We start from the raw sequence: 19,476 nt of genomic DNA, 5'->3' as shown, positions 1-19,476 counted from the left end.
CCAGTGACCGCCACGACCACTGTCACCGATCTGTACCCCACCCGCGGCACGAGCGAGGTGACCGTCCCGCGCCAGGACCCGGTCGTCTGGGGCTCCCCGGACACGCCGGGCCCGATCCCGACCGCCGATCTGCAGGCCTTCGAGCGCGACGGCTTCCTCGCCGTCGACCAGCTGATCACCCCCGACGAGGTCGAGGTCTACCGGCGTGAGCTGGACCGGCTGGTGACCGACCCGGCGATCCGCGCCGACGAGCGCTCCATCGTCGAGCCGAAGTCCAAGGAGATCCGCTCGGTCTTCGAGGTGCACCGCATCAGCGAGGTGTTCGCGAGGCTGGTGCGCGACGAGCGGGTGGTCGGCCGGGCCCGGCAGATCCTCGGCTCGGACGTGTACGTCCACCAGTCCCGGATCAACGTCAAGCCGGGCTTCGGCGCCAGCGGCTTCTACTGGCACTCGGACTTCGAGACCTGGCACGCCGAGGACGGCCTGCCCCACATGCGCACGGTGTCCGTCTCGATCGCCCTGACCGAGAACTTCGACACCAACGGCGGCCTGATGATCATGCCGGGTTCGCACCGCACGTTCCTGGGCTGCGCCGGGGCCACGCCCGAGGACAACTACAAGAAGTCCCTGCAGATGCAGGACGCGGGCACGCCCTCCGACGAGGCGCTGACCGAGCTGGCGGCCGAGCACGGCATCCGCCTGTTCACCGGCCGGGCCGGTTCGGCGACCTGGTTCGACTGCAACTGCATGCACGGCTCGGGCGACAACATCACGCCGTTCCCGCGCAGCAACGTCTTCATCGTGTTCAACAGCGTGGAGAACACGGCGGTGGAGCCGTTCGCGGCGCCGGTGCGCCGGCCGGAGTTCATCGGGGCACGGGACTTCACCCCCGTGCGGTGACCCCGCAGGGCCACCGGGCCGGGACCCCCTCGTGTGGGACGGGGGGTCCCGGCCCGGTCGTGCCGTCAGCCGGACAGCGCCTCCAGCAGCCGGTCCACGTCCGCCGCCGTGTTGTAGAGGTGGAAGGCCGCGCGCAGGTTGCCGGCGCGGTCGGAGACCTCGATGCCCGCCTCGCTGAGTCCGGGCTGCCGGACGCCGAGTCCGGGCACCGAGACGATCGCCGAGCCGGTAGCGGGCACGGGCTCGTGGCCGAGGGCGGCGAGGCCCTCCCGGAACCGGTCGGCGAGGGCCACGTCGTGGGCGTGGATCGCCGCCACCCCCAGTTCCTCGACGAGGGCGAGGGAACGGCGCAGGCCCGCGTAGGTGAACAGGGCGTGGGTGAGGTCGAACCGCCGGGCGGAGCGGGCGAGTTCCATGACCGGGCCGTAGCAGCTGTCCCACGGCCTCTCCCCCGCGACCCAGCCCGCGAGCACCGGCGTGAGTCCGCCGAAGTCCTCGGGGACGGTGAGGAAGGCGGCGCCGTGCGGGCCGAGCAGCCACTTGAAGGAGACGCTGGCGGTGAAGTCGTAGGCGCCGGCGTCCATCGGCAGCCAGCCCGCGGCCTGGGAGAAGTCGACGTAGGTGCGCGCCCCGTGGGTGCGGGCGGCCTCGCGCAGGGCGGCGAGGTCGGCGACGCGTCCGTCGGCGGACTGGGCGGCGCTGACCGCGACGAGCGCGGTGCCGGGCCGGACGGACTCGGCGATCCGCTCCAGCGGCACCGTGCGGACCTTGAGGTCGCCGCGCACGTGGAAGGCGTTGAGCACGGAGGTGAAGTCGCCCTCCGCGGTGAGGACTTCGGCGCCCGCGGGCAGCGATGCGGCGATCACGCCGGTGTGCGCGGCGACCGAGGCGCCCGCGGCCACCCGGGTGTCCGGGACGCCGGCGAGCCGGGCGTAGGCGGCCCGGCTGGCCTCCACGTCCTCGTACAGCGGCGTGGCCGGCCGGCCCTCGGCCCGCAGCAGCGCCGCCTCGTGGAGGGCGGCGACGGTGCGGGCGGGCAGCAGGCCGTTGCTCGCGGTGTTGAGGTAGATGCTCTTCGGGGTGAACTCGGCGCGGACGAGGCTCTCGAACGTCTCCGTGGTCTCCATGGGTCCACTCTGCGGTCCCCCGGGACCCCCGTCCATTGCGGATTTTTACGTGGATCCGCTTAGCGATCCTTATACGTCCGCGCCGGCCTGCGGTTTCATCCCCGCTGCGGGACCGTGCACCCGTCCGGGCCACAGACCGTCCCGTCGCCCGGGTCCTCCTCGCCGACCAGCCGCAGCGGGGACCGCTCACCCCAGGCCTGGCTCAGTGCCCGGGTGAAGACCTCGGCGGGCTGGGCGCCGGATACGCCGTAGGCGCGGTCGAGGACGAAGAAGGGCACGCCGCTCGCCCCGAGGGCGGCGGCCTCGCGCTCGTCGGCGCGCACGTCGTCGGCGTAGGCGTCCGGGTCGGCGAGCACCTTGCGCACGGTGGCGGCATCCAGCCCGGCCTCGACGGCCAGCTCCACCAGGCGTTCGTCGCCCTCGGTGAACACGGACCGCTCCTCGGCGAAGTTCGCCCGGTACAGGATCTGGATCAGCTCGTCCTGCCTGCCGTGCTCCTTGGCGAGGTGCAGCAGGCGGTGCATGTCGAAGGTGTTGCCGTGGTCGCGGTCCCGGGTGCGGTAGTCCAGCCCCTCGGCCGCGGCCTGGGCGCCCAGGTTGTCCTCGCCGGCCCGGGCCTGTGCCTCGCTCATGCCGTACTTCCGGGTGAGCATGGTGATCACCGGCTGGACGTCGCCCTTGGCTCGGCCCGGGTCCAGTTCGAAGGACCGGTGCACCACCTCCACGTCGTCGCGGTGCGGGAAGGCGGCGAGCGCCTTCTCGAAGCGGGCCTTGCCCACGTAGCACCAGGGGCAGGCGATGTCGCTCCAGATCTCGACGCGCATGTACGGGCTCTCTTCGGGTCGTACGGGCGCCGGGACTCTCCCCGCGCCGGTACGTGAACGTTCAAACAGCCGGGTTCATTCCCCGGGCACGGCGAAACGCAGGAAGAGGTGGTGGTCGTCCTCGGCGGGCGGGTTGTCCGGGTCGGGGATCCAGCCCTGGCGGGCGTAGAAGGCCTGGGCCCGCCGGTTGTCCACGTGCACGTCGAGCACGGCCGTCCGCTCGCCGTCCGCCCGCCACTGCTCCACGCAGGCCGCGTGCAGGGCCGTGCCGATACCGGCGCGCCAGCGGCCCGGGTCGACGTGGAACTGGAACAGCTTCACCGTGTGCGCGGCCGCGCCGTCCGGGGCGCGGAAGGAGGCGATGCCGACGATCCGGCCGCGCTCGACGGCGCACAGGACGTGGCCGTCGGGGCGCTCGATGGAGCCCAGCCAGGCCTCGCGCCAGTCGACGTCGGACTGCGGGACGCCGTCCGGGTAGTACGTCGAGCGGGCCCGCAGGTGCAGATCGGCGATGGCCTCGGCTTCGGCGGGCAGGGCGGTGCGGATCACCAGGGCGCCGGTCACGCGTTCACTGATCATGCAACGGAGGACGTGACGGCGGCCGCCCCGGTTCCGTCCGGCCGGTCCGCGCGCGGCGCACGGCCGTCGTCGCGAGGCGGCTCAGCTCCCGTCCCTCAGGTCGCTCGGCCAGGCGGCCCTGAACTCGATGTGGTCGTACGTGACCACGCATCCCTCCCCGAGCGGGGACTGCGTCATGAACCCGACCAGCGCGGCTCCCGTCTCCTTCTCCCCGCCGAGGGTGAAGAGCCGGACGAAGGTCCATCGCTCGCCGTCCCGGGAGGCGTGGAAGGCGAAGGCCCGGCCGGTCCGGCTGACCCGCAGCCAGACCGAACTGCCCTGCACTGTGAACGAGTTGACGTCGTCGGAGTGTCCCCGGGTGACCACCGTGCAGACGGTGGGCACGTCCGGGGAGTACTCCAGGCAGAGCTTGGCCCACGCTCGGTCGCCGACGTGGACGTAGAGGACCCCGGCGTCGAAGGCCGCCCCGAACCCCACGGTCACCCGGGCGATCAGCTGGAAGTCCCCCTCGGGAGCCCCCAGCAGCCGGGGCGCGTCGCAGGCGCTGTCCAGCGCCTCCCCGGTGGGCGGCACGAACCGGTCCTGCCGGGGCCCGGCCCAGCCGGTGAGCACGCCGTCCTCGTGGGACCAGTGACCGTCGGGGCCGTAGGTCCGCAGGGGGAAGGGGAGTTCGGGAAGTCGTATGTCCATCGGACGACGCTACCGCTCCAGCACCCCGTTGAACCGCCGGGGAAGGCCGAGGGGGTTGCCGTCCCGCAGTTCCCTGGGCAGCAGGGCCTCGGGGGCGTTCTGGTAGGTGACCGGCCGCAGCCACCGCTCGATGGCCGTGCCGCCCACGGACGTGGACGTCGAGGTCGTCGCGGGGTAGGGGCCGCCGTGGTGCTGGGCCGGGGCGACCGCGACACCCGTCGGCCAGCCGTTCACTAGGACGCGGCCGGCGAGCGGGGTCAGTTCCGCCAGGATCTCGGCGCCGCGGCCCTCGCCCGCCGCCTCCTCGGCGGACAGGTGCACGGTGGCCGTCAGGTTGCCGGGCAGCCGGGACAGGACCGCGCTCGCCTCGCTGCCGTCCTCGTAGCGGGCCACCACGGTGACCGGGCCGAAGCACTCCTCCAGGAGCAGGTCGTAGGCCCCCTCCCGCGCCAGCCTGCTCGCCGGGACGGTCAGGAAGCCCGCGCTGACGGTGTGCTCGCCGCCCGCGCCGGGGGTCACCGGGGTCCGAACGTCCTCGAGTCCGGCGCGCTCGGCGACCCCGGCGACGAAGGCCTCCCGCATCCGGTGGTCGAGCAGCACGCCCGCGTCCGTGTCGCTGACGGCGTCCGTGAGCGACTTGACCAGGCCGTCGCCGGCCGCGCCGGACGGCACCAGCACCAGCCCCGGCTTCACGCAGAACTGGCCGGTGCCGAGCGTCATGGACCCGGCGAGCCCGGCGCCGATGGCCTCGGCCCGCTCGGCCGCGGCCGCCTCGGTGACCAGGACCGGGTTCAGGGAGCCCAGCTCGCCGTGGAACGGGATGGGCACCGGACGCGCGGCGGCCGCGTCGAAGAGGGCACGGCCGCCCCGTACGGAACCGGTGAAGCCGGCGGCGGCGACCAGCGGATGCCGGATCAGCTCGACGCCCGCGTCGAAGCCGTGCACGAGGCCGACGACGCCCTCGGGGATGCCGTGTCCGGCGGCGGCCCGGCGCAGCACCTTGGCGACCAGCTCGGACAGCGCCGGGTGGTCGGGATGGGCCTTGACGACGACGGGGCAGCCCGCGGCGAGCGCGCTCGCGGTGTCACCGCCGGCGACGGAGAAGGCGAAGGGGAAGTTGGAGGCGGAGTAGACGGCGACGACGCCGAGCGGCACCTTGTAGCGCCGCAGGTCCGGGACGGGCGGGGTGGCGGTGTCGTCGGGGTGGTTGATGATGACGTCGAGGAAGGCGCCCTCCTCGACGATGTCCGCGAAGGCGCGCAGCTGGTAGGCCGTGCGGGCGAGTTCTCCGGTCAGCCGGACCGGGCCGAGGGCGGTCTCGGCGTCGGCGGTCTCGATCAGCCCGTTCCCGGCCGCTTCCAGGCCCGCGGCGGCCGAGCGCAGGAACGCCGAACGGACCGCGCGGTCGGCGAGTGCGCCGCGGGCGGCGTGGGCGGCCCGTACCGCCGCGTCCACCTCCTCGGCCGTGGCTTCCACCGCGACCTCTTCACGCCGCTTCCCGGTGCGCGGGTCGACACTCCAGACTGGTGTTGCTGCCACCGCGGGTCCCTCCCAGTAAGGCCGCACTGTCTCGGTCACCCATCGACCGTGTTCGATATACTGAACGCCGTCTCTGATGATGAACTGCTGCTCGGAGACTATATATCTGGGTGCTCGATATCCAGGTCCTCGTCGAACGAAGGGGTCAAGGGCGATGACGGCAGGCGACACAGGCGGCGGGGCGCAGGTCAAGTCCGCGGTGCGGACCGTGGAACTGCTGGAGTACTTCGCCGGCCGGCCCGGTATGCACTCCCTCGCGGCGGTCCAGGAGGCCGTGGGGTATCCCAAGTCCAGCCTGTACATGCTGCTGCGCACCCTGGTGGAGCTGGGCTGGGTGGAGACGGACGCGACGGGCACGCGCTACGGCATCGGGGTGCGGGCGCTCCTCGTGGGCACGTCGTACATCGACGGCGACGAGGTGGTGGCCGCCGCCCGGCCGACCCTCGACCGGCTCTCCGACGACACGACGGAGACCATCCACCTGGCCCGCCTCGACGGCACCAACGTCGTCTACCTGGCCACCCGCCAGTCCCAGCACTACCTGCGCCCCTTCACCCGCGTCGGGCGCCGGCTGCCCGCCCACTCCACGTCCCTCGGCAAGGCGATCCTCGCCACGTACTCCGACGAACAGGTGCGCAAGCTGCTGCCGGAGACGCTGCCCGCGCTCACCGGGCACACGCTCACCGACCGCGAGAAGCTGATCGAGGAACTGCACCAGGTCCGGGAGCAGGGCTTCGCCGTCGACCGCGAGGAGAACACGCTGGGCCTGCGCTGCTTCGGCGTGGCGATCCCGTACCGCACGCCCGCGCGCGACGCCATCAGCTGCTCGGTGCCGGTGGCGCGGCTGACCCCCGCCCACGAGCAGTTGATCAAGGACGCGCTGTTCGACGCCCGGGACCGGCTGACGCTGGCGACACGCAGGCTCTGACCGCGGACGGCCGGGCGGGTCCCGGGCCGGGGACGACGCGTAGGCTGCGGGCCATGGAGATCGCGCTGCGTGCCGTTCAGGACAGCGACCTGCCGGTCTTCTTCCGGCAGATGACCGATCCGGAAGCGGTCCGGATGGCCGCGTTCGGGCCGGAGCGGCCGTACGACCGGCAGGCCTTCGCGGCCCAGTGGCAGCGCCTGCGGGCCGCCTCGCAGGTGCTGCGCACCATCCTGGCCGACGGCGACGTGGCCGGCAGCGCGGCGGTCTACGGAGCGGCCGGCGAGCGCGAGGTGACGTACTGGGTCGATCGCGCCTACTGGGGCCGGGGCGTGGCCACCGCCGCCCTGCGGACCCTGCTCGCCGAGGTGCCCGAACGGCCCCTGTACGCCCGGGCGGCGGCCGACAACGCCGCCTCGCTCCGGGTGCTGGACAAGTGCGGGTTCCGGCAGACGGCCCGGGCCCGGGGGTTCGCGAGCGGGCGGGGCGAGGAGATCGAGGAGGTCGTGCTGATCCTCCCGGACTGAGCCTGCCGCGCCACGATCCGGACCACAGCAGGTTCTCCGGGCCGCTCCGGCGCGGGTGCGCCCACCGTCTCCCCCGTCCGGCGGAGAGGGATCGTCGTCGCGCACGACGTGCCGGCCGGGGCGCGGGCGCAAGGGTGGACGCATGACGCAGTCACTCCCCTCCACGCACCCGGGGCCGTCCGATCCCGCTGCCGCCCTCCCCGGCCGGCGCCGCCGGCTGCTGCGGCTGGCCGCCGTCGCCGCCTGTGTGCCCTACCTCTCGCTCAAGGCTGCGTGGATCTCGGGCAGCCGGATCGGCATACCGGCCGGCAGCTCCCTGCTGGACCACCGGACGGCACTGATCGTCGCGAACGGTCTGTCCATGCTGGCGGACGCGGCCGTGATCGTGCTGGCGCTGGTGCTGACCCGGCCGTGGGGGCTGCGGGCGCCCGCGTGGCTGCTCGTCTTCCCGGCGTGGGCGGCCGGTGGACTGCTCGCGCCGATCATGACGGGGTATCCGCTCCAGCTGCTCGTCAGGGTGCTGGGCGGCGGCGGTGACCACGCGTCCGGCGGCACGCGCGAACCGTTCCTGGACGAGTGGGTGTTCGGCGTCGTCTACGGTGGGTTCATCGTGCAGGGGCTCGCCCTCGGGACGCTGTTCGCGCTGTACGCCCGGGACCGGTGGGGGCACGCTTGGCGGGGAACGCTGCGGCAACTGCCCGCCGGACCGGCCCATCCGGCGCAGCGGGTGTGCGCCGCCCTGGCCGCCCTGGCCGCTCTGCTCCCCCTGGCCACCCACACCCTGTGGGCCGCCGGCGGCGCCTCCGGGCTGGGCGAGGGCCGCGGTGAACGCACCAGCGACTTCCACGTCGTCGAGGCCGTGTACGTCCTCTTCCTCCTCGCCGCCCTGGCGGGGGCCTGTCTGCTCGCCTTCCGGTGGGTGCCCGGGCTGCCGGTCCGGGTGCCGCTCGCCCTCGCCTGGACCGGCTCGGGCGCGACGGCCTGCTGGGGCGCCTACCTGTTGCTGGTCGGCCTGGCCGACGCCGCCGGCCGCCCGACACCGCTGACGAACCTCACCTACGCTGGCCAGATGATCGTCGGCATACTCGTGGCGGCCCTCGGCGTCCACTTCCTCGCGGAGCGCTCCGCCGCGGCCGCCGAACGGCCCCCGGCATGAGACGCTCGGGGCGGCTGCTGTTCGGCGGCCGGGCACGGCGGCGCTGGATCCACCTGATCCTCGGCGGCGCGCTCGCCATGCCGTACGTCTTCGTCGGCTCGCTGGTCCTCGGGCCGCTCATGGGCGAGGACGACATCTTCGGCTCGTTCCCGCTCAACCTCGGCTCGTTCGCGGCGGGATTGCCGATCGCCGCGGTCACCTCCCTCTTCCCGCTGACCCGGCCCCTGGAGACCGGCGCCGTGCGCGCCCTGTGCGGGGTCGACGGAGACGCTCTCGCCCACGGCCCGGCCCGCACCCGGGCCGAACGCGCGCGCACGGCCGTCTGGTTCACCCTGCACCTGGGGCTCGGCGGGATCGTCTCCGGGATGTCGCTGTCCGTGCCGCCGTTCGCGGTGATGCTGATGGCGCTGCCCGTGTTCGCCGGGCTGCGCGACCTCCCGCTCGCGCCGCACTTCCTGGACCACACCTGGGTTCTGGCGCTGTCACCGGTCGCCGGGCTCGCGCTGCTGTGCGCGCTCGCCGCGTGCGCGGCCGGCTGCGGGGCCCTGCTGGCCCGCTGGGCGCCCGCGCTGCTCGGGCCCAGTCAGCAGGACCGGCTGGCCGCCGCCGAGGCCCGCGCCGCCGACCTCGCCGTCCGCAACCGGCTCGCCCGCGAACTGCACGACTGCGTCGGCCACGCCCTCAGCGCCGTCACCCTCCAGGCCGGCGCCGCCCGCCGTGTGCTCGACACCGACCCGGACTTCGTCCGCGAGGCGCTCGCCGCCATCGAGGAGACCACCCGGCGCACGGTCGGCGAACTCGACGCCGTCCTCGGCGTGCTGCGGGACGGGGACGCGCCCGGCACCGCGCCGGCACCCACCCTCGCCGACGATCTCGACGGGCTGCTGCGCCGGACCCGGGCCGCCGGCCAGACCGTCACGGCCGCCGTCGACGCCGACCCCGCCGCCCTGCCCCCGCTGGTCTCCCGGGAGGCGTACCGGATCGTGCAGGAGGGGCTGAGCAACGCCCTCAGGCACGCCGGGGAACCGGTCACCGTCCGCATCGGCAGCGCCGGCGGCCGGCTGGAGATCACCGTCGAGAACGGCCTCGGCGCCGCCCCCGCGTCCCGCCCCGGTGGCGGCCACGGCCTGCGCGGCATCGCCGACCGGGTCCGGCTGCTGGGCGGCACCGCCCAGGCGGGGGCCGCCGACGGGACCTGGCGGCTGCACGTGCGGCTGCCGCTGACGGCCACGTGACCGGCGCACCCGGCGCCGCGGACGCCCCCCGACCGAAGGGATCCCGATGACCCCGCCCGCCATCCGCATCGTCCTCGCCGACGACGAGCGCATGGTGCGTACCGCCCTGCGCGCCATCCTCTCCGCCGAGCCCGGCCTGGAGGTGGTCGGCGAGGCCGCGACCGGTGCCGAGGCCGTGTCGGTGGTGCGGGAGCGACGGCCCGACGTCGTCCTGATGGACGTCCGCATGCCGGAGATCGACGGCATCCGGGCCACCGAGCAGATCGTGGCCGGCCTGCCGCAGCCGCCCCGGATCGTCGTCGTGACCACCTTCGAGAACGACTCCTACGTGTACGACGCCCTGCGCGCCGGAGCCGCCGGCTTCCTACTCAAGCGGTCCGACGCCGACACCCTGGTGCAGGCGGTACGGCTGGTCGCCCGCACCGACAGCCTGCTGTTCCCGTCGGCCGTGCGGGCGCTCGCCCACCGGCACGCCGCGCCGGCCGCCGCGCCCGCGCCGTGGGTGGGCAGGCTCACCGGGCGCGAGCGGGACGTGCTGCGGCACATGGCCGCCGGGCTGACCAACGCGGAGATCGCCCGGCGCCTGGAGGTGGGCCCCGCCACGGTGAAGTCGCACGTGGCGGCCGTGCTGGCGAAGACCGGCGCCCGGGACCGCACCCAGGCGGTGATCGCCGCGTACGCGAGCGGTTTCCTGAGCACCGGATGAGAAGTCGGGGCGTGCGGGAACGACCACCCCCGTCCCGCTCGTCTTCCGGGTGGGATGAACAAGACGATCAGGCGGGCCTCCGTCTTCGCGCTGCTGCTCGTGCTCACCCTGCTGGTCAGGGCGACGTGGGTGCAGTTCTACGACGGCACGGCCCTCGCGGACGACAAACACAACCGGCGGAACGCGATCGAGACCTACTCGCGGCCGCTCGGGAACATCATCGTGGCCGGCGACACGATCACCGGCTCGACGCGGACGAAGGGCAGCGACCTCGCGTACAAGCGGACGTACAGGAACGGCGAGCTGTACTCGGCCGTGACCGGCTACGCCTCGCAGGCCTACGCCCCCACCCAGCTGGAGGGCATCTACACGGACCTGCTCAACGGCACGGACCCGCAGCTGAAGACCGTGATGGACACCGTCACCGGCCGGCGCGCCGAGCCGGGCAACGTGCTCACGACGATCGACCCGGCCGTGCAGAAGGCGGCGTACCGCGCGCTCGGCGACAAGAAGGGCGCGGCCGTCGCGATCGATCCCGGGACCGGGAGGATCCTGGCGGTGGTGTCGACGCCGTCGTACGACCCCGCCTCCCTGACCGACGCGAACACGGCCGGCAAGGCCTGGAAGACGCTCAACGCGGACAAGGAGAAGCCGCTCACCAACCGCGCGCTGCGCCAGCCGCTGCCGCCGGGCTCGACGTTCAAGCTGGTCGTGGCGGCGGCGGCGCTGGAGGACGGGCTGTACGAGAACGTGGACGACCCCACTGACAGCCCCGACCCCTACATGCTGCCGGGCACGGTGCGCGAGCTGCCGAACGAGAGCAAGTCGGCGCCGTGCAGGAACGCCTCGATCCGGGTCGCCCTGCGGTACTCCTGCAACAACGTCTTCGGGCACATGGCCGTCCAGCTCGGGCAGGACAAGGTGAGGGCCATGGCCGAGAAGTTCGGCTTCAACGACCAGGAGCAGGACGTTCCGGTGCGGGCGTACCCGAGCGTCTACCCCTCCGGCATGGACAAGGCGCAGACCGCGCTGTCCGGCATCGGCCAGTTCGACGTCACCGCGACCCCGCTGCAGATGGCCATGGTGTCCGCTGCCATTGCCAACGACGGCAAATTGGTATCGCCGCACATGGTGTCGCGGACCACCGACAGCGGCGGTGAGGTGGTGAAGGACTACGACGACAGCGCGGAGAGCGAGCAGGTCGTCAGCTCCTCGACCGCCGGGCAGCTGCGGTCGGCCATGGAGACGGTCGTGAAGGACGGCACGGGCACCAACGCGCTGATCGACGGGGTGACCGTCGGCGGCAAGACCGGTACCGCCCAGCACGGCGCGAACAACAGCGAGACGCCGTACGCCTGGTTCACGTCCTACGGCAAGTCGGACAGCGGCGGCAAGGAGGTCGCCGTCGCGGTGATGGTCGAGCAGTCCGACGCGGCCCGCTCGGAGGTCAGCGGCAACGGGCTGGCGGCGCCGGTGGCCAGGGCGATGATGGAGGCGGCGCTGAAGTGACGCCCCCCGTGAGGGGCGCGTGCCGGCAGAGGGCGGTCGGAGACGACCGCCACCACCCCCACCCCGGGGGTCGGACGGCTCGGTGGACCCGCACAGCAACGCGGCACACCGGCGGCGACGGCGGCTCCTGAGCGCAACCCCGGCGCCCGCCACGGCACGTGGTGCCGGTGACGGGGGCCGGGGTGCGAGCGGCTGCCCGGACGGACGGCCGACCGGGGGTCAGGACACGAAGTACGTCGGGTTCGGCAGCTTGTACGTGCGGTCCGCGTGACCGCCGTCGAGGTCCGAGTACTGGTCACCGAAGTTGGCGACGATCTCGTAGCCGAGGTCGTCCTCGATGTGCTTGCGGGTGCCGGACTTGTACTGCACCGTGGTGCAGGTCCAGGTGCCCGGCGTGGCACAGGCGCTCAGGTAGGCCGGCGGGTTGGCCTTGTCCTTGAGGAACATGTGGCCGGCGTCGAGGTTCACATCGGCGCCGATCTTCTTCAGGTTCGCCACGGCGGCGGTGCGCTGCGCCTCGCTGAGACCGGAGTTGTAGAAGACCTCGACGCCCTTGGCCTCGGCGTACCGCACCAGCTCGGCGCTGCCGAACACGGCGGGACGGTCCGCGCGGTTCACGTAGTCGGCCCAGGTGGCCGAGTTGTACGTGTAGTTGTAGCGCTTCTCGTAGTCGAGGCTGAGCAGCAGGGTGTCGTCGATGTCGAAGACGACGGCCGGCCTCTCGCCGTGGCGGTGCGCCTTGCGGGCCGCCTTGTCGATGTACCGCCTGGCATCGGCGTCGATGCGCGCCAGGTCCTTGGCGTACTGGCTGTCCGGGGACGCCTGGTAGACGCCGTTGCTGTCGGCGGTGGTGCCGTAGTAGGTGTCGATGTCCTGCACCAGGAGCCCGATGTTGTAGGGCTCGTGGGTGGAGTTCGCCGTCGACTGACCGGCGGTTGCCGCGCCGGCGCCGTAGAGCGCCGCACCGGCGACGACACAGGCGGCGCCGAGGGCAGCCGCTCGCAGGGACTTCCGCATGAATTCTCCGGATCTTATGGATGAGACCGCTGTAGCAGGTCACGCACTGTCTACGCGCATCACAACCACACCGCGAGGGCTGTTATCCGATCGATACGCACGAGGTGTTCCGGCCACGGCCCGTACCGGTCCGCCGTCCTATTGCCGTTCCGTGACCCGGATATGACGACCCGTTGACCTCGTCCCCCTAGGGTCGGTGACTGCACCTGCGAACGGGGGTTCATCCATGGGCGACGGCAAGGTCCCCGGCAAGGTCCTGAACATCAAGACCGCCGACATCAAGGCGGCGGCACCGGCCTTCCACCAGGGCGCCATCGACCTGAGCAAGGCGCTGACCGCTCTCGTCAACGCCCTGGACGGACTCGGCGAGCCCTGGGGTCATGACGAGCAGGGCGACAAGTTCGGCAACGCCTACAAGCCCCAGCAGAAGAAGATCGAGAGCGCGGCCGGCGTCCTGGTGCTCGGCCTGACGAGCATCCACGAGGCCATGGTGGACCTGTCGGACGGTCACGTGGACAACGACGAGCTCATCGCGGGCATGTTCGCGCGAGTGAAGACCGACAAGCAGAGCGACGGTGCCGGTGAGCGTTGAGGACACGGCCCGCCACATCCTCCTCAAGCTGGGCATGTGGTGGCCGGAAGCCGACTCCGGGAAGCTGCGGGACGCGGCGAAGGCCTGGCGCACCTTCGCCGGCGCCGTGGACGACGTCCGCTCGCCCGTGCACCGCAGCGCGTCGTCGATCATCCACCACAACACCGGCGAGTCGATCGAGGCGTTCGACAAGTTCTGGGGCCGTTACGCCAAGGACCAGGACGGCGGCTGGCTGAAGGACCTGGCGGACTCCTCGCGGGAGATGGCCAAGGCCCTCGACAAGTTCGCCGACGCCATCGACGACGCGATCAACAAGCTCTGGACGCAGATCGGCATCGACGCCGCCGTGATCGCGGGCGGGGTGACGCTCGCCTTCTTCACCGCGGGCCTGGCCTCCGGAGCGGCCGTCGCGGCGGCCGACGCGGTCATCGAGTTCGGTGCCACGATGGGCATCGCGGTCTCGACCACGATCGCCGAGATCGCCGGGGGCGCGCTGGTGGCCGCCGCGTTCGGCGGCGTCGAGTCGGTCACCGTCGACCTCGCGGTGGCCCAGCCGCTGAAGATGGTGACCGGTCTGCAGCAGGGCTTCAGCCTGGACGAGGTCAACCAGGCCGCCAAGGACGGCATGCTCTTCGGCGGAGCCCTGGGCACGGGCGGCGGCCTGCTGAAGGCGAGCATGGAAGGCGGACTCGCCGACACCACCCCGCTGCTGCTGCGACCGCCCTCGCTCCGCCCCGACCTGGTCGACCTGGGCCCGGCGGCCCGCAACGCCGAGCGCACCCCGTGCGTGGGCGAGCCGATCGACGTGGCGACCGGCGCGATGCTGATGACGCAGACGGACCTGACCCTGCCGGGCAGCCTGCCGCTGGAGTTCACGCGCACGCACCTCTCCTCCTACCGGGGCGGCGTCTGCTTCGGTCCGACCTGGATATCGACCCTCGACGAGTGCCTCCAGATCGACGGCGAGGGCGTCGTCCTCGCCGCGGCGGACGGCATGCGCCTGGTCTACCCGGTACCGGAACCCGGCGTCGCCACGATGCCGGTGCGGGGGCCGCGCTGGTCCCTGGAGTGGGACGGCAAGCCGGACGGAGCGATGACGGTCACGGACCCGGCGACGGGCCTCGTCCGCACCTTCGCCGCCCCCGTCCCCTCCCCCTCCTTCGGCGTCTTCCACCTGGCCCTCGACTCCTGGACCGACCGCAACGGCAACCGCATCGACGTGGAACGCGACGACGAGGGCGTCCCGTTCGGCATCCGCCACTCCGGCGGCTACTACGTCGCCGTCGACACCGAGGGCCCGCGCATCACCGCCCTGCGCCTGCTGGACGAAGCGCCCTCCCGCTACCGCCCGGACAGCACGGCCGACGAGGGCACGGTCGTCATGCGCTACGCCTACGACGCCTCGGGCAACCTCACCGAGGTCGTCAACTCCAGCGGCGAGCCCCTGCGCTTCGCCTACGACGCCGAAGGCCGCGTCACCCGCTGGACCGACCGCAACGGCACCTGGTTCTCCTACGTCTACGACGAGCGCGGCCGCGTGACCCGTACCGAGGGCGTCGACGGCATCCTCTCCGGCACCCTCACCTACGACGACGACACGCGCACGACGACGTACACGGACTCCCAGGGCCACGTCTCGGTCCACCGCCACAACGCCGACGGGCTGGTGGTGGAGGAGACCGACCCGCTCGGGCACGTCACCCGCACCGAGTGGGACGAGCACGGCTTCCGGCGCCTGGCGGTCACCGACCCGCTGGGCCACACCACCCGGTACGCCTACGACGACGCCGGCAACCTCACCGAACTCACCCTCCCCGACGGCTCGGTGGCCCGGGCCGCCTACAACGCGCTCGGCCTGCCGACCGAGGTCGTCGAGCCGGGCGGCGCGGTCTGGCGGCACACCTACGACGACCGGGGCAACCTGCTGACGAAGGCCGACCCGCTCGGCGCTCGGACCCGGTACGCCTACGACGACACCGGCCGGCCGGTGACGATCACGGACGCCCTCGGCCACTCACGGGATATCGCCTGCGACGGGGCGGGACTGCCCGTCGCCCTGACGGACGAACTGGGCCGCACGACGACGATCCGACGTGACCCGTTCGGCAGGGCGGTGGAGGTGACCGACCCCCTCGGCCACACCACCCGCCTGGGCTGGACGACGGAGGGCAGGCCAGCCTGGCGGGAACAGCCGGGCGGCTCGCGGGAGTCGTGGACCTGGGACGCGGAGGGCAACCTGCTCTCCCACACGGATCCCGCGGGCAACACCACGCACCACACGCCGACTCACTTCGACGTGCCCGCCACCCGTACCGGTCCCGACGGCGCACACTACGCGTTCACCTACGACACCGAACTCCGCCTCACCGGGGTCACCGACGCCCAGGGCCACACCTGGACGTACACCTACGACGAAGCCGGCCGTCTGGTGGCGGAGCGGGACTTCAACGGCCGCACGCTGACATACCGGCACGACGCGGCGGGCGGTCTGCTCGCCCGCACCAACGGCGCGGGCGAGACACTGACCTTCACGCGTGACGCGCAGGGCCGCGTGGTCGAGCAGCGCAGCGGTGGGGACGACGTCACCACGTTCCACTACGCCCCGACCGGGCAGCTCGCACGGGCCGTCGGCGCGGACGCCGAGATCGTCTACGAGCGTGACCCGCTGGGCCGGGTCCTGACGGAGACGGTGAACGGCCGGGCGATGGCGTACGCCTACGACGCGCTGGGCCGGCGAACATGTCGCACGACTCCGTCCGGGCTGGCGTCGCACTGGAGCCACGACCCTGCCGGGCGCCCCACGAAGCTGGGATCCGACGCGGGATCCCTGTCCTTCTTCCACGACGCGGCGGGCCGCGAGACGCGACGCCGCCTCGACGAAGGCGTCGTCCTCGACCAGGGCTGGGACGCGGCCGGCCGCCTCACCGTCCAGTCCCTGACGCCGGCACCGGGCCCCACCGGGGCTGGCCGCCTTCTCCAGTACCGGGAGTACGCCTACCGCGCCGACGGCTTCCTCACCGGCATCCGCGAGCTCACCGCCGGTACACGCCGCTTCGACATCGACGGCACGGGTCGCGTCACCGGCGTACGTGCCCACGGGTGGACCGAGAACTACGCCTACGACACGGCCGGGAACGTCACGCACGCCGCCGCTCCCGGGCACGGCGCACCGGGAGACCGGGAGTTCGAGGGCACGCTGATCCGCCGCGCGGGCGACTCGGCGTACGAGCACGACGGCCAGGGCCGGCTCGTCCGAAGGACCCGCCGGCTCCTGAACGGGCAGCGGCGCACCTGGACCTACGTCTGGAACTGTGAGGACCGCCTGACCGAGGTGGTCACGCCGGACGGCTACCGATGGGGCTACCGCTACGACCCGTTGGGCCGCCGCATCGCCAAGGGCCGGGTGACCGAGGACGGTTCGCTGGCCGACCGCACCGATTTCGCGTGGGACGACACGCGTCTCGCGGAACAGACCGGCGACGACGGCAGGACCACCACCTGGGAGTACGCCCCCGGGACCCACCGTCCGCTGACGCAGACCGACCACTGGTCCGCCACCCGCTCGTCGGAGAAGTCCTTCCTGGCCAGGCTGGCCGAGGAGACGAACGCCGATCGCACCACCCGGTTCCACGCGGTCATCACCGACCCTGCGGGCACGCCCACCGAGCTCGTCGCGGCGGACGGTTCCATGCCCTGGCAGCGGCGCACCACGCTGTGGGGCACGCCCGTCGGCGCCGGGGCGGAGACCGGCACCGTGGGCTGCCCGTTGCGCTTCCCCGGTCAGTACGACGATGCGGAGACGGGCCTCCACTACAACTACTTCCGCTACTACGACCCCGAGACCGGACGCTATCTCTCCCCCGACCCGCTCGGGCTGGACCCCGCTCCGAACCATCACGCCTACATTCCCAACCCGTTCCGGTGGATCGACCCGACGGGGCTGGTGAAGTGCACGCAGGAGGCGCTCGACAAGGCCTTCGAGATGGACAACACCCCCCGCAAGCTCGAACACGTCATCGATCCGCCGAAACACGGCTTCGAGCGGATCGTGGAGAACTCGGGCGGCCGGGCCGAGGCGTTCAGGCGCATCGTCAACAGCCTCGGTGACGGCGATGACCTTCCGGAGGCCGGCGGTTTCGTCGTCGACCGTACAATCGACGGGGAAACGGTCACCATCCGCGGCGCCATGGTCAACGGAGTGCCCCGCGTCGGAACCGCTTTCATCCAGGACAAGTTCCCAGGAAAGACGCCATGACCGATCGCACCACTCCCCGGCCCCTGTCCGCCCTCGAACAGCGCGTACTGCGCAAACTGCTCTCGCCGGAGTTCCCCGGCGCACGGGAGCTGAGGGAACAGGTCGCGGCGGCACGCGTCACCGGTCACTGGGGGGCCGAGTCGCCGAGCGTCGACCTGGACGTGTCCGGGCCGGCCCCGCGAGCACCGATCGCGGACGGTGTCCTTCCGGCCACGGGCACCGTCACGGACGCCTCGGGCGGCCTCTCCGGCGAACTGCTCGTCTGGGTCGGTGACGGACGGCTCTCCGCCCTCGAACTGACGTGGTACGGCGACACCGCTCCCACGGAACTCCCGGACCCGGAAGACGTCGGCGTGACCGTCCAGTGAGGCGGAGGGGGTGCTGTCGGCACCCCTTCAGCGCAGGCGCCCGGCGCCCGCGTGGTGGTCGACGAGGGCGGGGACGGCCTGCGGCCGGTCGACACCGGTCCGCAGGACCGGGGTCCAGCCGGCCCCGGGCCGGAGGATCCCGCCCGGCACTTCGGCGTTGTGGACGGCGATCAGGTCGGTGCGCACGCCGTTGACGTAGTTGTCGGCCGCGGTGACCGGTGCCTCCTTCCACTTCTTGAGGACCGACCCGGCGCCCGTCCCCTACGGCAGTGTGAACGCGTTGCGCTCGGCGACCAGTTGGGACTCCATGCCGATGCCGTAGCTGTAGGACCAGCCGTCACCGGCGACGAAGTGGTTGTCGTACGAGTCCACCTGCCAGAAGCGGACGCGCGGTGCCCGCTCGACCAGGTCGCGGAACAGGTTGTGGTGGAAGGTGACCTTCAGGTGCCCACGGTCCACGGCGGCCGTGGCGGCGCTGTCGCTGCGTGCGGGACGGGATCGGTGTGGGCACAGAGGTCATGCGGCCCTCTCGGATCTCCCATATCGCGTCTCATATATGTCGTACGAAGTACGACGCGTTGAAGGTAGGAGGGGCCCGGATTTCGTCAATGCTTCTGACGAAGGAAGTCGCGAAGCGCCTCAGAAGGTGCGGGTGTCGCCCTCGCGCGCCGTGCCGGTGGGCCGGCCGGCGACGGCGGCGGCCCGTGCGGTGGCCGACTCGCGGGTGAGACCGGGCCCGACATGGGTGACGAGCAGTTCGCGCACGCGGGCGTCACGGGCGATGCGGCCGGCGTCCTCCGGCGTCAGGTGCACCGGTCCGGGGTGTTCGCCGTCGCGATGCGCGTCGACGTCCGCCTCGCACAGGAACAGGTCGGCGAGGGCGGCGAGTTCGGTGAGCGCGGCGCACGGTCCGCTGTCCCCGGAGTACGCGAGCACACTGCCCTGGCATTCGGCGCGCAGGCCGTACGCCTCGGTGCCGTGGGCGACGGCGCGGGCGGTGAGGCGGAGGTTCCAGTGCCGGACGTCGTGGCCGTCGTGCAGGTCACGGAAGTCGAAGACGGTTTCGAGGAAGCCGGTGTCGGGGCGTCCGAAGAAGCCGGCCAGCCGACGGGCGCAGTCCCGCGGGGCGTAGACCGGGACGGGCGCGGCCGGCATCATCCCGCCGAAGGCGAAGGCGTAGGCGGCGGACAGCAGGTCGGCGCTGTGGTCGGCGTGCAGGTGCGAGATCCAGATCGCGGTGAGCCGCGCCGGGTCCGTGTGCTGCTGCAACGCGGCGAACGTGCCGGGCCCGGCGTCCACCCACACCTCGGCGCCGCCGCCGGACAGCAGGTACCCGGAGCAGGGCCGGCCGGGGCCGGGGTGCGGCGAGGCGGTGCCGAGGACGGTCAGGGTGAGCGGCATGGGAGGAGGGTACGACGCCCGCCGCCCCGTCCCGGCTGACCGAAACGAGCCGGAACCCCGGCCGGTCAGGGGGCGGGCGGCGTGAACACGGGGAAGAGCACCGTCAGGGGTGGCGTCGTGCGAGCC

Annotated in this window: 17 protein-coding genes and 1 pseudogene; 10 read left to right on the top strand and 8 right to left on the bottom strand. The window is 72.7% G+C overall.

What is annotated here, in order from left to right; all coding sequences use genetic code 11:
- The first annotated feature begins 3 nt into the window (after positions 1-3).
- A complete protein-coding gene (gene thpD, locus IE177_RS28760; protein ID WP_190018383.1) occupies positions 4-900 on the top strand; it encodes an ectoine hydroxylase in 897 nt (298 codons plus the stop codon).
- Positions 901-965: 65 nt separating this feature from the next.
- Here thpD and IE177_RS28755 read toward each other — a convergent pair whose 3' ends face one another.
- The 5 genes from IE177_RS28755 to IE177_RS28735 form a co-directional block, all read right to left on the bottom strand.
- Positions 966-2,027, bottom strand: coding sequence for an aminotransferase class V-fold PLP-dependent enzyme (locus IE177_RS28755; protein WP_190018382.1), 1,062 nt, complete (start codon positions 2,025-2,027; stop codon positions 966-968).
- Positions 2,028-2,122: 95 nt separating this feature from the next.
- Complete coding sequence (locus tag IE177_RS28750; RefSeq protein ID WP_190018381.1) at positions 2,123-2,851, bottom strand: DsbA family oxidoreductase; 729 nt, start codon at positions 2,849-2,851, stop codon at positions 2,123-2,125.
- Positions 2,852-2,926: 75 nt separating this feature from the next.
- Positions 2,927-3,430, bottom strand: a complete 504-nt coding sequence (locus IE177_RS28745) for a GNAT family N-acetyltransferase (protein ID WP_190018380.1) — start codon at positions 3,428-3,430, stop codon at positions 2,927-2,929.
- 81 nt (positions 3,431-3,511) lie between these two features.
- Positions 3,512-4,120 carry a DUF1349 domain-containing protein gene (locus IE177_RS28740; RefSeq protein WP_190018379.1) on the bottom strand — a complete coding sequence of 203 codons (609 nt, stop codon included), beginning with the start codon at positions 4,118-4,120 and terminating at the stop codon, positions 3,512-3,514.
- Positions 4,121-4,129: 9 nt separating this feature from the next.
- Positions 4,130-5,659, bottom strand: coding sequence for an aldehyde dehydrogenase (NADP(+)) (locus tag IE177_RS28735; RefSeq protein ID WP_190018378.1), 1,530 nt, complete (start codon positions 5,657-5,659; stop codon positions 4,130-4,132).
- Positions 5,660-5,813: 154 nt separating this feature from the next.
- Between IE177_RS28735 and IE177_RS28730 the strand changes: the two genes are divergently transcribed.
- The 6 genes from IE177_RS28730 to IE177_RS28705 all read left to right on the top strand — a co-directional run bounded on the left by IE177_RS28730 (position 5,814) and on the right by IE177_RS28705 (position 11,717).
- The gene (locus IE177_RS28730) at positions 5,814-6,587 is read left to right on the top strand and encodes an IclR family transcriptional regulator (RefSeq protein WP_190018377.1); all 774 of its coding nucleotides are present in this window, start codon (positions 5,814-5,816) and stop codon (positions 6,585-6,587) included.
- A 53-nt stretch (positions 6,588-6,640) separates the two neighbouring features.
- Complete coding sequence (locus IE177_RS28725; RefSeq protein WP_190018376.1) at positions 6,641-7,111, top strand: GNAT family N-acetyltransferase; 471 nt, start codon at positions 6,641-6,643, stop codon at positions 7,109-7,111.
- Between the two features lie 142 nt (positions 7,112-7,253).
- Positions 7,254-8,267, top strand: a complete 1,014-nt coding sequence (locus IE177_RS28720; protein WP_190018375.1) for a hypothetical protein — start codon at positions 7,254-7,256, stop codon at positions 8,265-8,267.
- Positions 8,264-9,502 carry a sensor histidine kinase gene (locus IE177_RS28715; RefSeq protein ID WP_190018374.1) on the top strand — a complete coding sequence of 413 codons (1,239 nt, stop codon included), beginning with the start codon at positions 8,264-8,266 and terminating at the stop codon, positions 9,500-9,502. The genes IE177_RS28720 and IE177_RS28715 overlap by 4 nt, the downstream gene beginning before the upstream one ends.
- A gap of 46 nt (positions 9,503-9,548) precedes the next feature.
- Entirely contained in the window at positions 9,549-10,208 is a 660-nt protein-coding gene (locus IE177_RS28710) for a response regulator transcription factor (protein WP_190018373.1), read from the top strand.
- Positions 10,209-10,262: 54 nt separating this feature from the next.
- On the top strand, positions 10,263-11,717 hold the full coding sequence (locus tag IE177_RS28705; RefSeq protein WP_190018372.1) for a peptidoglycan D,D-transpeptidase FtsI family protein: 1,455 nt from the start codon (positions 10,263-10,265) through the stop codon (positions 11,715-11,717).
- Between the two features lie 219 nt (positions 11,718-11,936).
- Here the strand turns inward: IE177_RS28705 and IE177_RS28700 are convergent, their stop codons facing one another.
- A complete protein-coding gene (locus IE177_RS28700) occupies positions 11,937-12,734 on the bottom strand; it encodes an HAD family acid phosphatase (RefSeq protein WP_190018371.1) in 798 nt (265 codons plus the stop codon).
- 226 nt (positions 12,735-12,960) lie between these two features.
- On the opposite strand from IE177_RS28700, the gene IE177_RS28695 reads away from it, so the two are divergent.
- The 3 genes from IE177_RS28695 to IE177_RS28685 are packed head-to-tail and all read left to right on the top strand — an operon-like array spanning position 12,961 to position 17,949.
- Positions 12,961-13,326 carry a hypothetical protein gene (locus tag IE177_RS28695; protein ID WP_190018370.1) on the top strand — a complete coding sequence of 122 codons (366 nt, stop codon included), beginning with the start codon at positions 12,961-12,963 and terminating at the stop codon, positions 13,324-13,326.
- Positions 13,316-17,581 (top strand): DUF6531 domain-containing protein, encoded by a 4,266-nt coding sequence (locus tag IE177_RS28690; protein WP_229816322.1) that lies wholly within the window; start codon positions 13,316-13,318, stop codon positions 17,579-17,581. The genes IE177_RS28695 and IE177_RS28690 overlap by 11 nt, the downstream gene beginning before the upstream one ends.
- Positions 17,578-17,949: a hypothetical protein gene (locus IE177_RS28685; protein ID WP_190018369.1), complete on the top strand. Its 372-nt coding sequence runs from the start codon at positions 17,578-17,580 to the stop codon at positions 17,947-17,949. Before IE177_RS28690 ends, IE177_RS28685 begins: the two co-directional genes overlap by 4 nt.
- A 27-nt stretch (positions 17,950-17,976) precedes the next feature.
- Here the strand turns inward: IE177_RS28685 and IE177_RS28680 are convergent.
- Positions 17,977-18,432: pseudogene (locus tag IE177_RS28680) on the bottom strand (pectate lyase family protein); the annotation flags it as partial.
- 156 nt (positions 18,433-18,588) lie between these two features.
- Positions 18,589-19,350 carry an MBL fold metallo-hydrolase gene (locus IE177_RS28675; RefSeq protein WP_190018368.1) on the bottom strand — a complete coding sequence of 254 codons (762 nt, stop codon included), beginning with the start codon at positions 19,348-19,350 and terminating at the stop codon, positions 18,589-18,591.
- Positions 19,351-19,476 lie beyond the last annotated feature (126 nt).

Source organism: Streptomyces lucensis JCM 4490, assembly GCF_014650035.1.
In the GTDB taxonomy this organism is placed as follows: domain Bacteria; phylum Actinomycetota; class Actinomycetes; order Streptomycetales; family Streptomycetaceae; genus Streptomyces; species Streptomyces lucensis.
The sequence above is the reverse complement of the archived record's forward strand: the minus strand, read 5'-3'. Positions and strand labels throughout refer to the sequence as shown.

Bases quoted from the DNA above. Each gene is read 5' to 3' on its own strand.
- IE177_RS28700 (WP_190018371.1), bottom strand. From the start codon at position 12,734: ATGCGGAAGTCCCTGCGAGCGGCTGCCCTCGGCGCCGCCTGTGTCGTC.
- IE177_RS28755 (WP_190018382.1), bottom strand. From the start codon at position 2,027: ATGGAGACCACGGAGACGTTCGAGAGCCTCGTCCGCGCCGAGTTCACC.
- IE177_RS28705 (WP_190018372.1), top strand. From the start codon at position 10,263: ATGAACAAGACGATCAGGCGGGCCTCCGTCTTCGCGCTGCTGCTCGTG.
- IE177_RS28685 (WP_190018369.1), top strand. From the start codon at position 17,578: ATGACCGATCGCACCACTCCCCGGCCCCTGTCCGCCCTCGAACAGCGC.
- IE177_RS28740 (WP_190018379.1), bottom strand. From the start codon at position 4,120: ATGGACATACGACTTCCCGAACTCCCCTTCCCCCTGCGGACCTACGGC.
- IE177_RS28725 (WP_190018376.1), top strand. From the start codon at position 6,641: ATGGAGATCGCGCTGCGTGCCGTTCAGGACAGCGACCTGCCGGTCTTC.
- IE177_RS28715 (WP_190018374.1), top strand. From the start codon at position 8,264: ATGAGACGCTCGGGGCGGCTGCTGTTCGGCGGCCGGGCACGGCGGCGC.
- IE177_RS28720 (WP_190018375.1), top strand. From the start codon at position 7,254: ATGACGCAGTCACTCCCCTCCACGCACCCGGGGCCGTCCGATCCCGCT.
- IE177_RS28750 (WP_190018381.1), bottom strand. From the start codon at position 2,851: ATGCGCGTCGAGATCTGGAGCGACATCGCCTGCCCCTGGTGCTACGTG.
- IE177_RS28710 (WP_190018373.1), top strand. From the start codon at position 9,549: ATGACCCCGCCCGCCATCCGCATCGTCCTCGCCGACGACGAGCGCATG.
- IE177_RS28675 (WP_190018368.1), bottom strand. From the start codon at position 19,350: ATGCCGCTCACCCTGACCGTCCTCGGCACCGCCTCGCCGCACCCCGGC.
- IE177_RS28695 (WP_190018370.1), top strand. From the start codon at position 12,961: ATGGGCGACGGCAAGGTCCCCGGCAAGGTCCTGAACATCAAGACCGCC.
- IE177_RS28745 (WP_190018380.1), bottom strand. From the start codon at position 3,430: ATGATCAGTGAACGCGTGACCGGCGCCCTGGTGATCCGCACCGCCCTG.
- IE177_RS28730 (WP_190018377.1), top strand. From the start codon at position 5,814: ATGACGGCAGGCGACACAGGCGGCGGGGCGCAGGTCAAGTCCGCGGTG.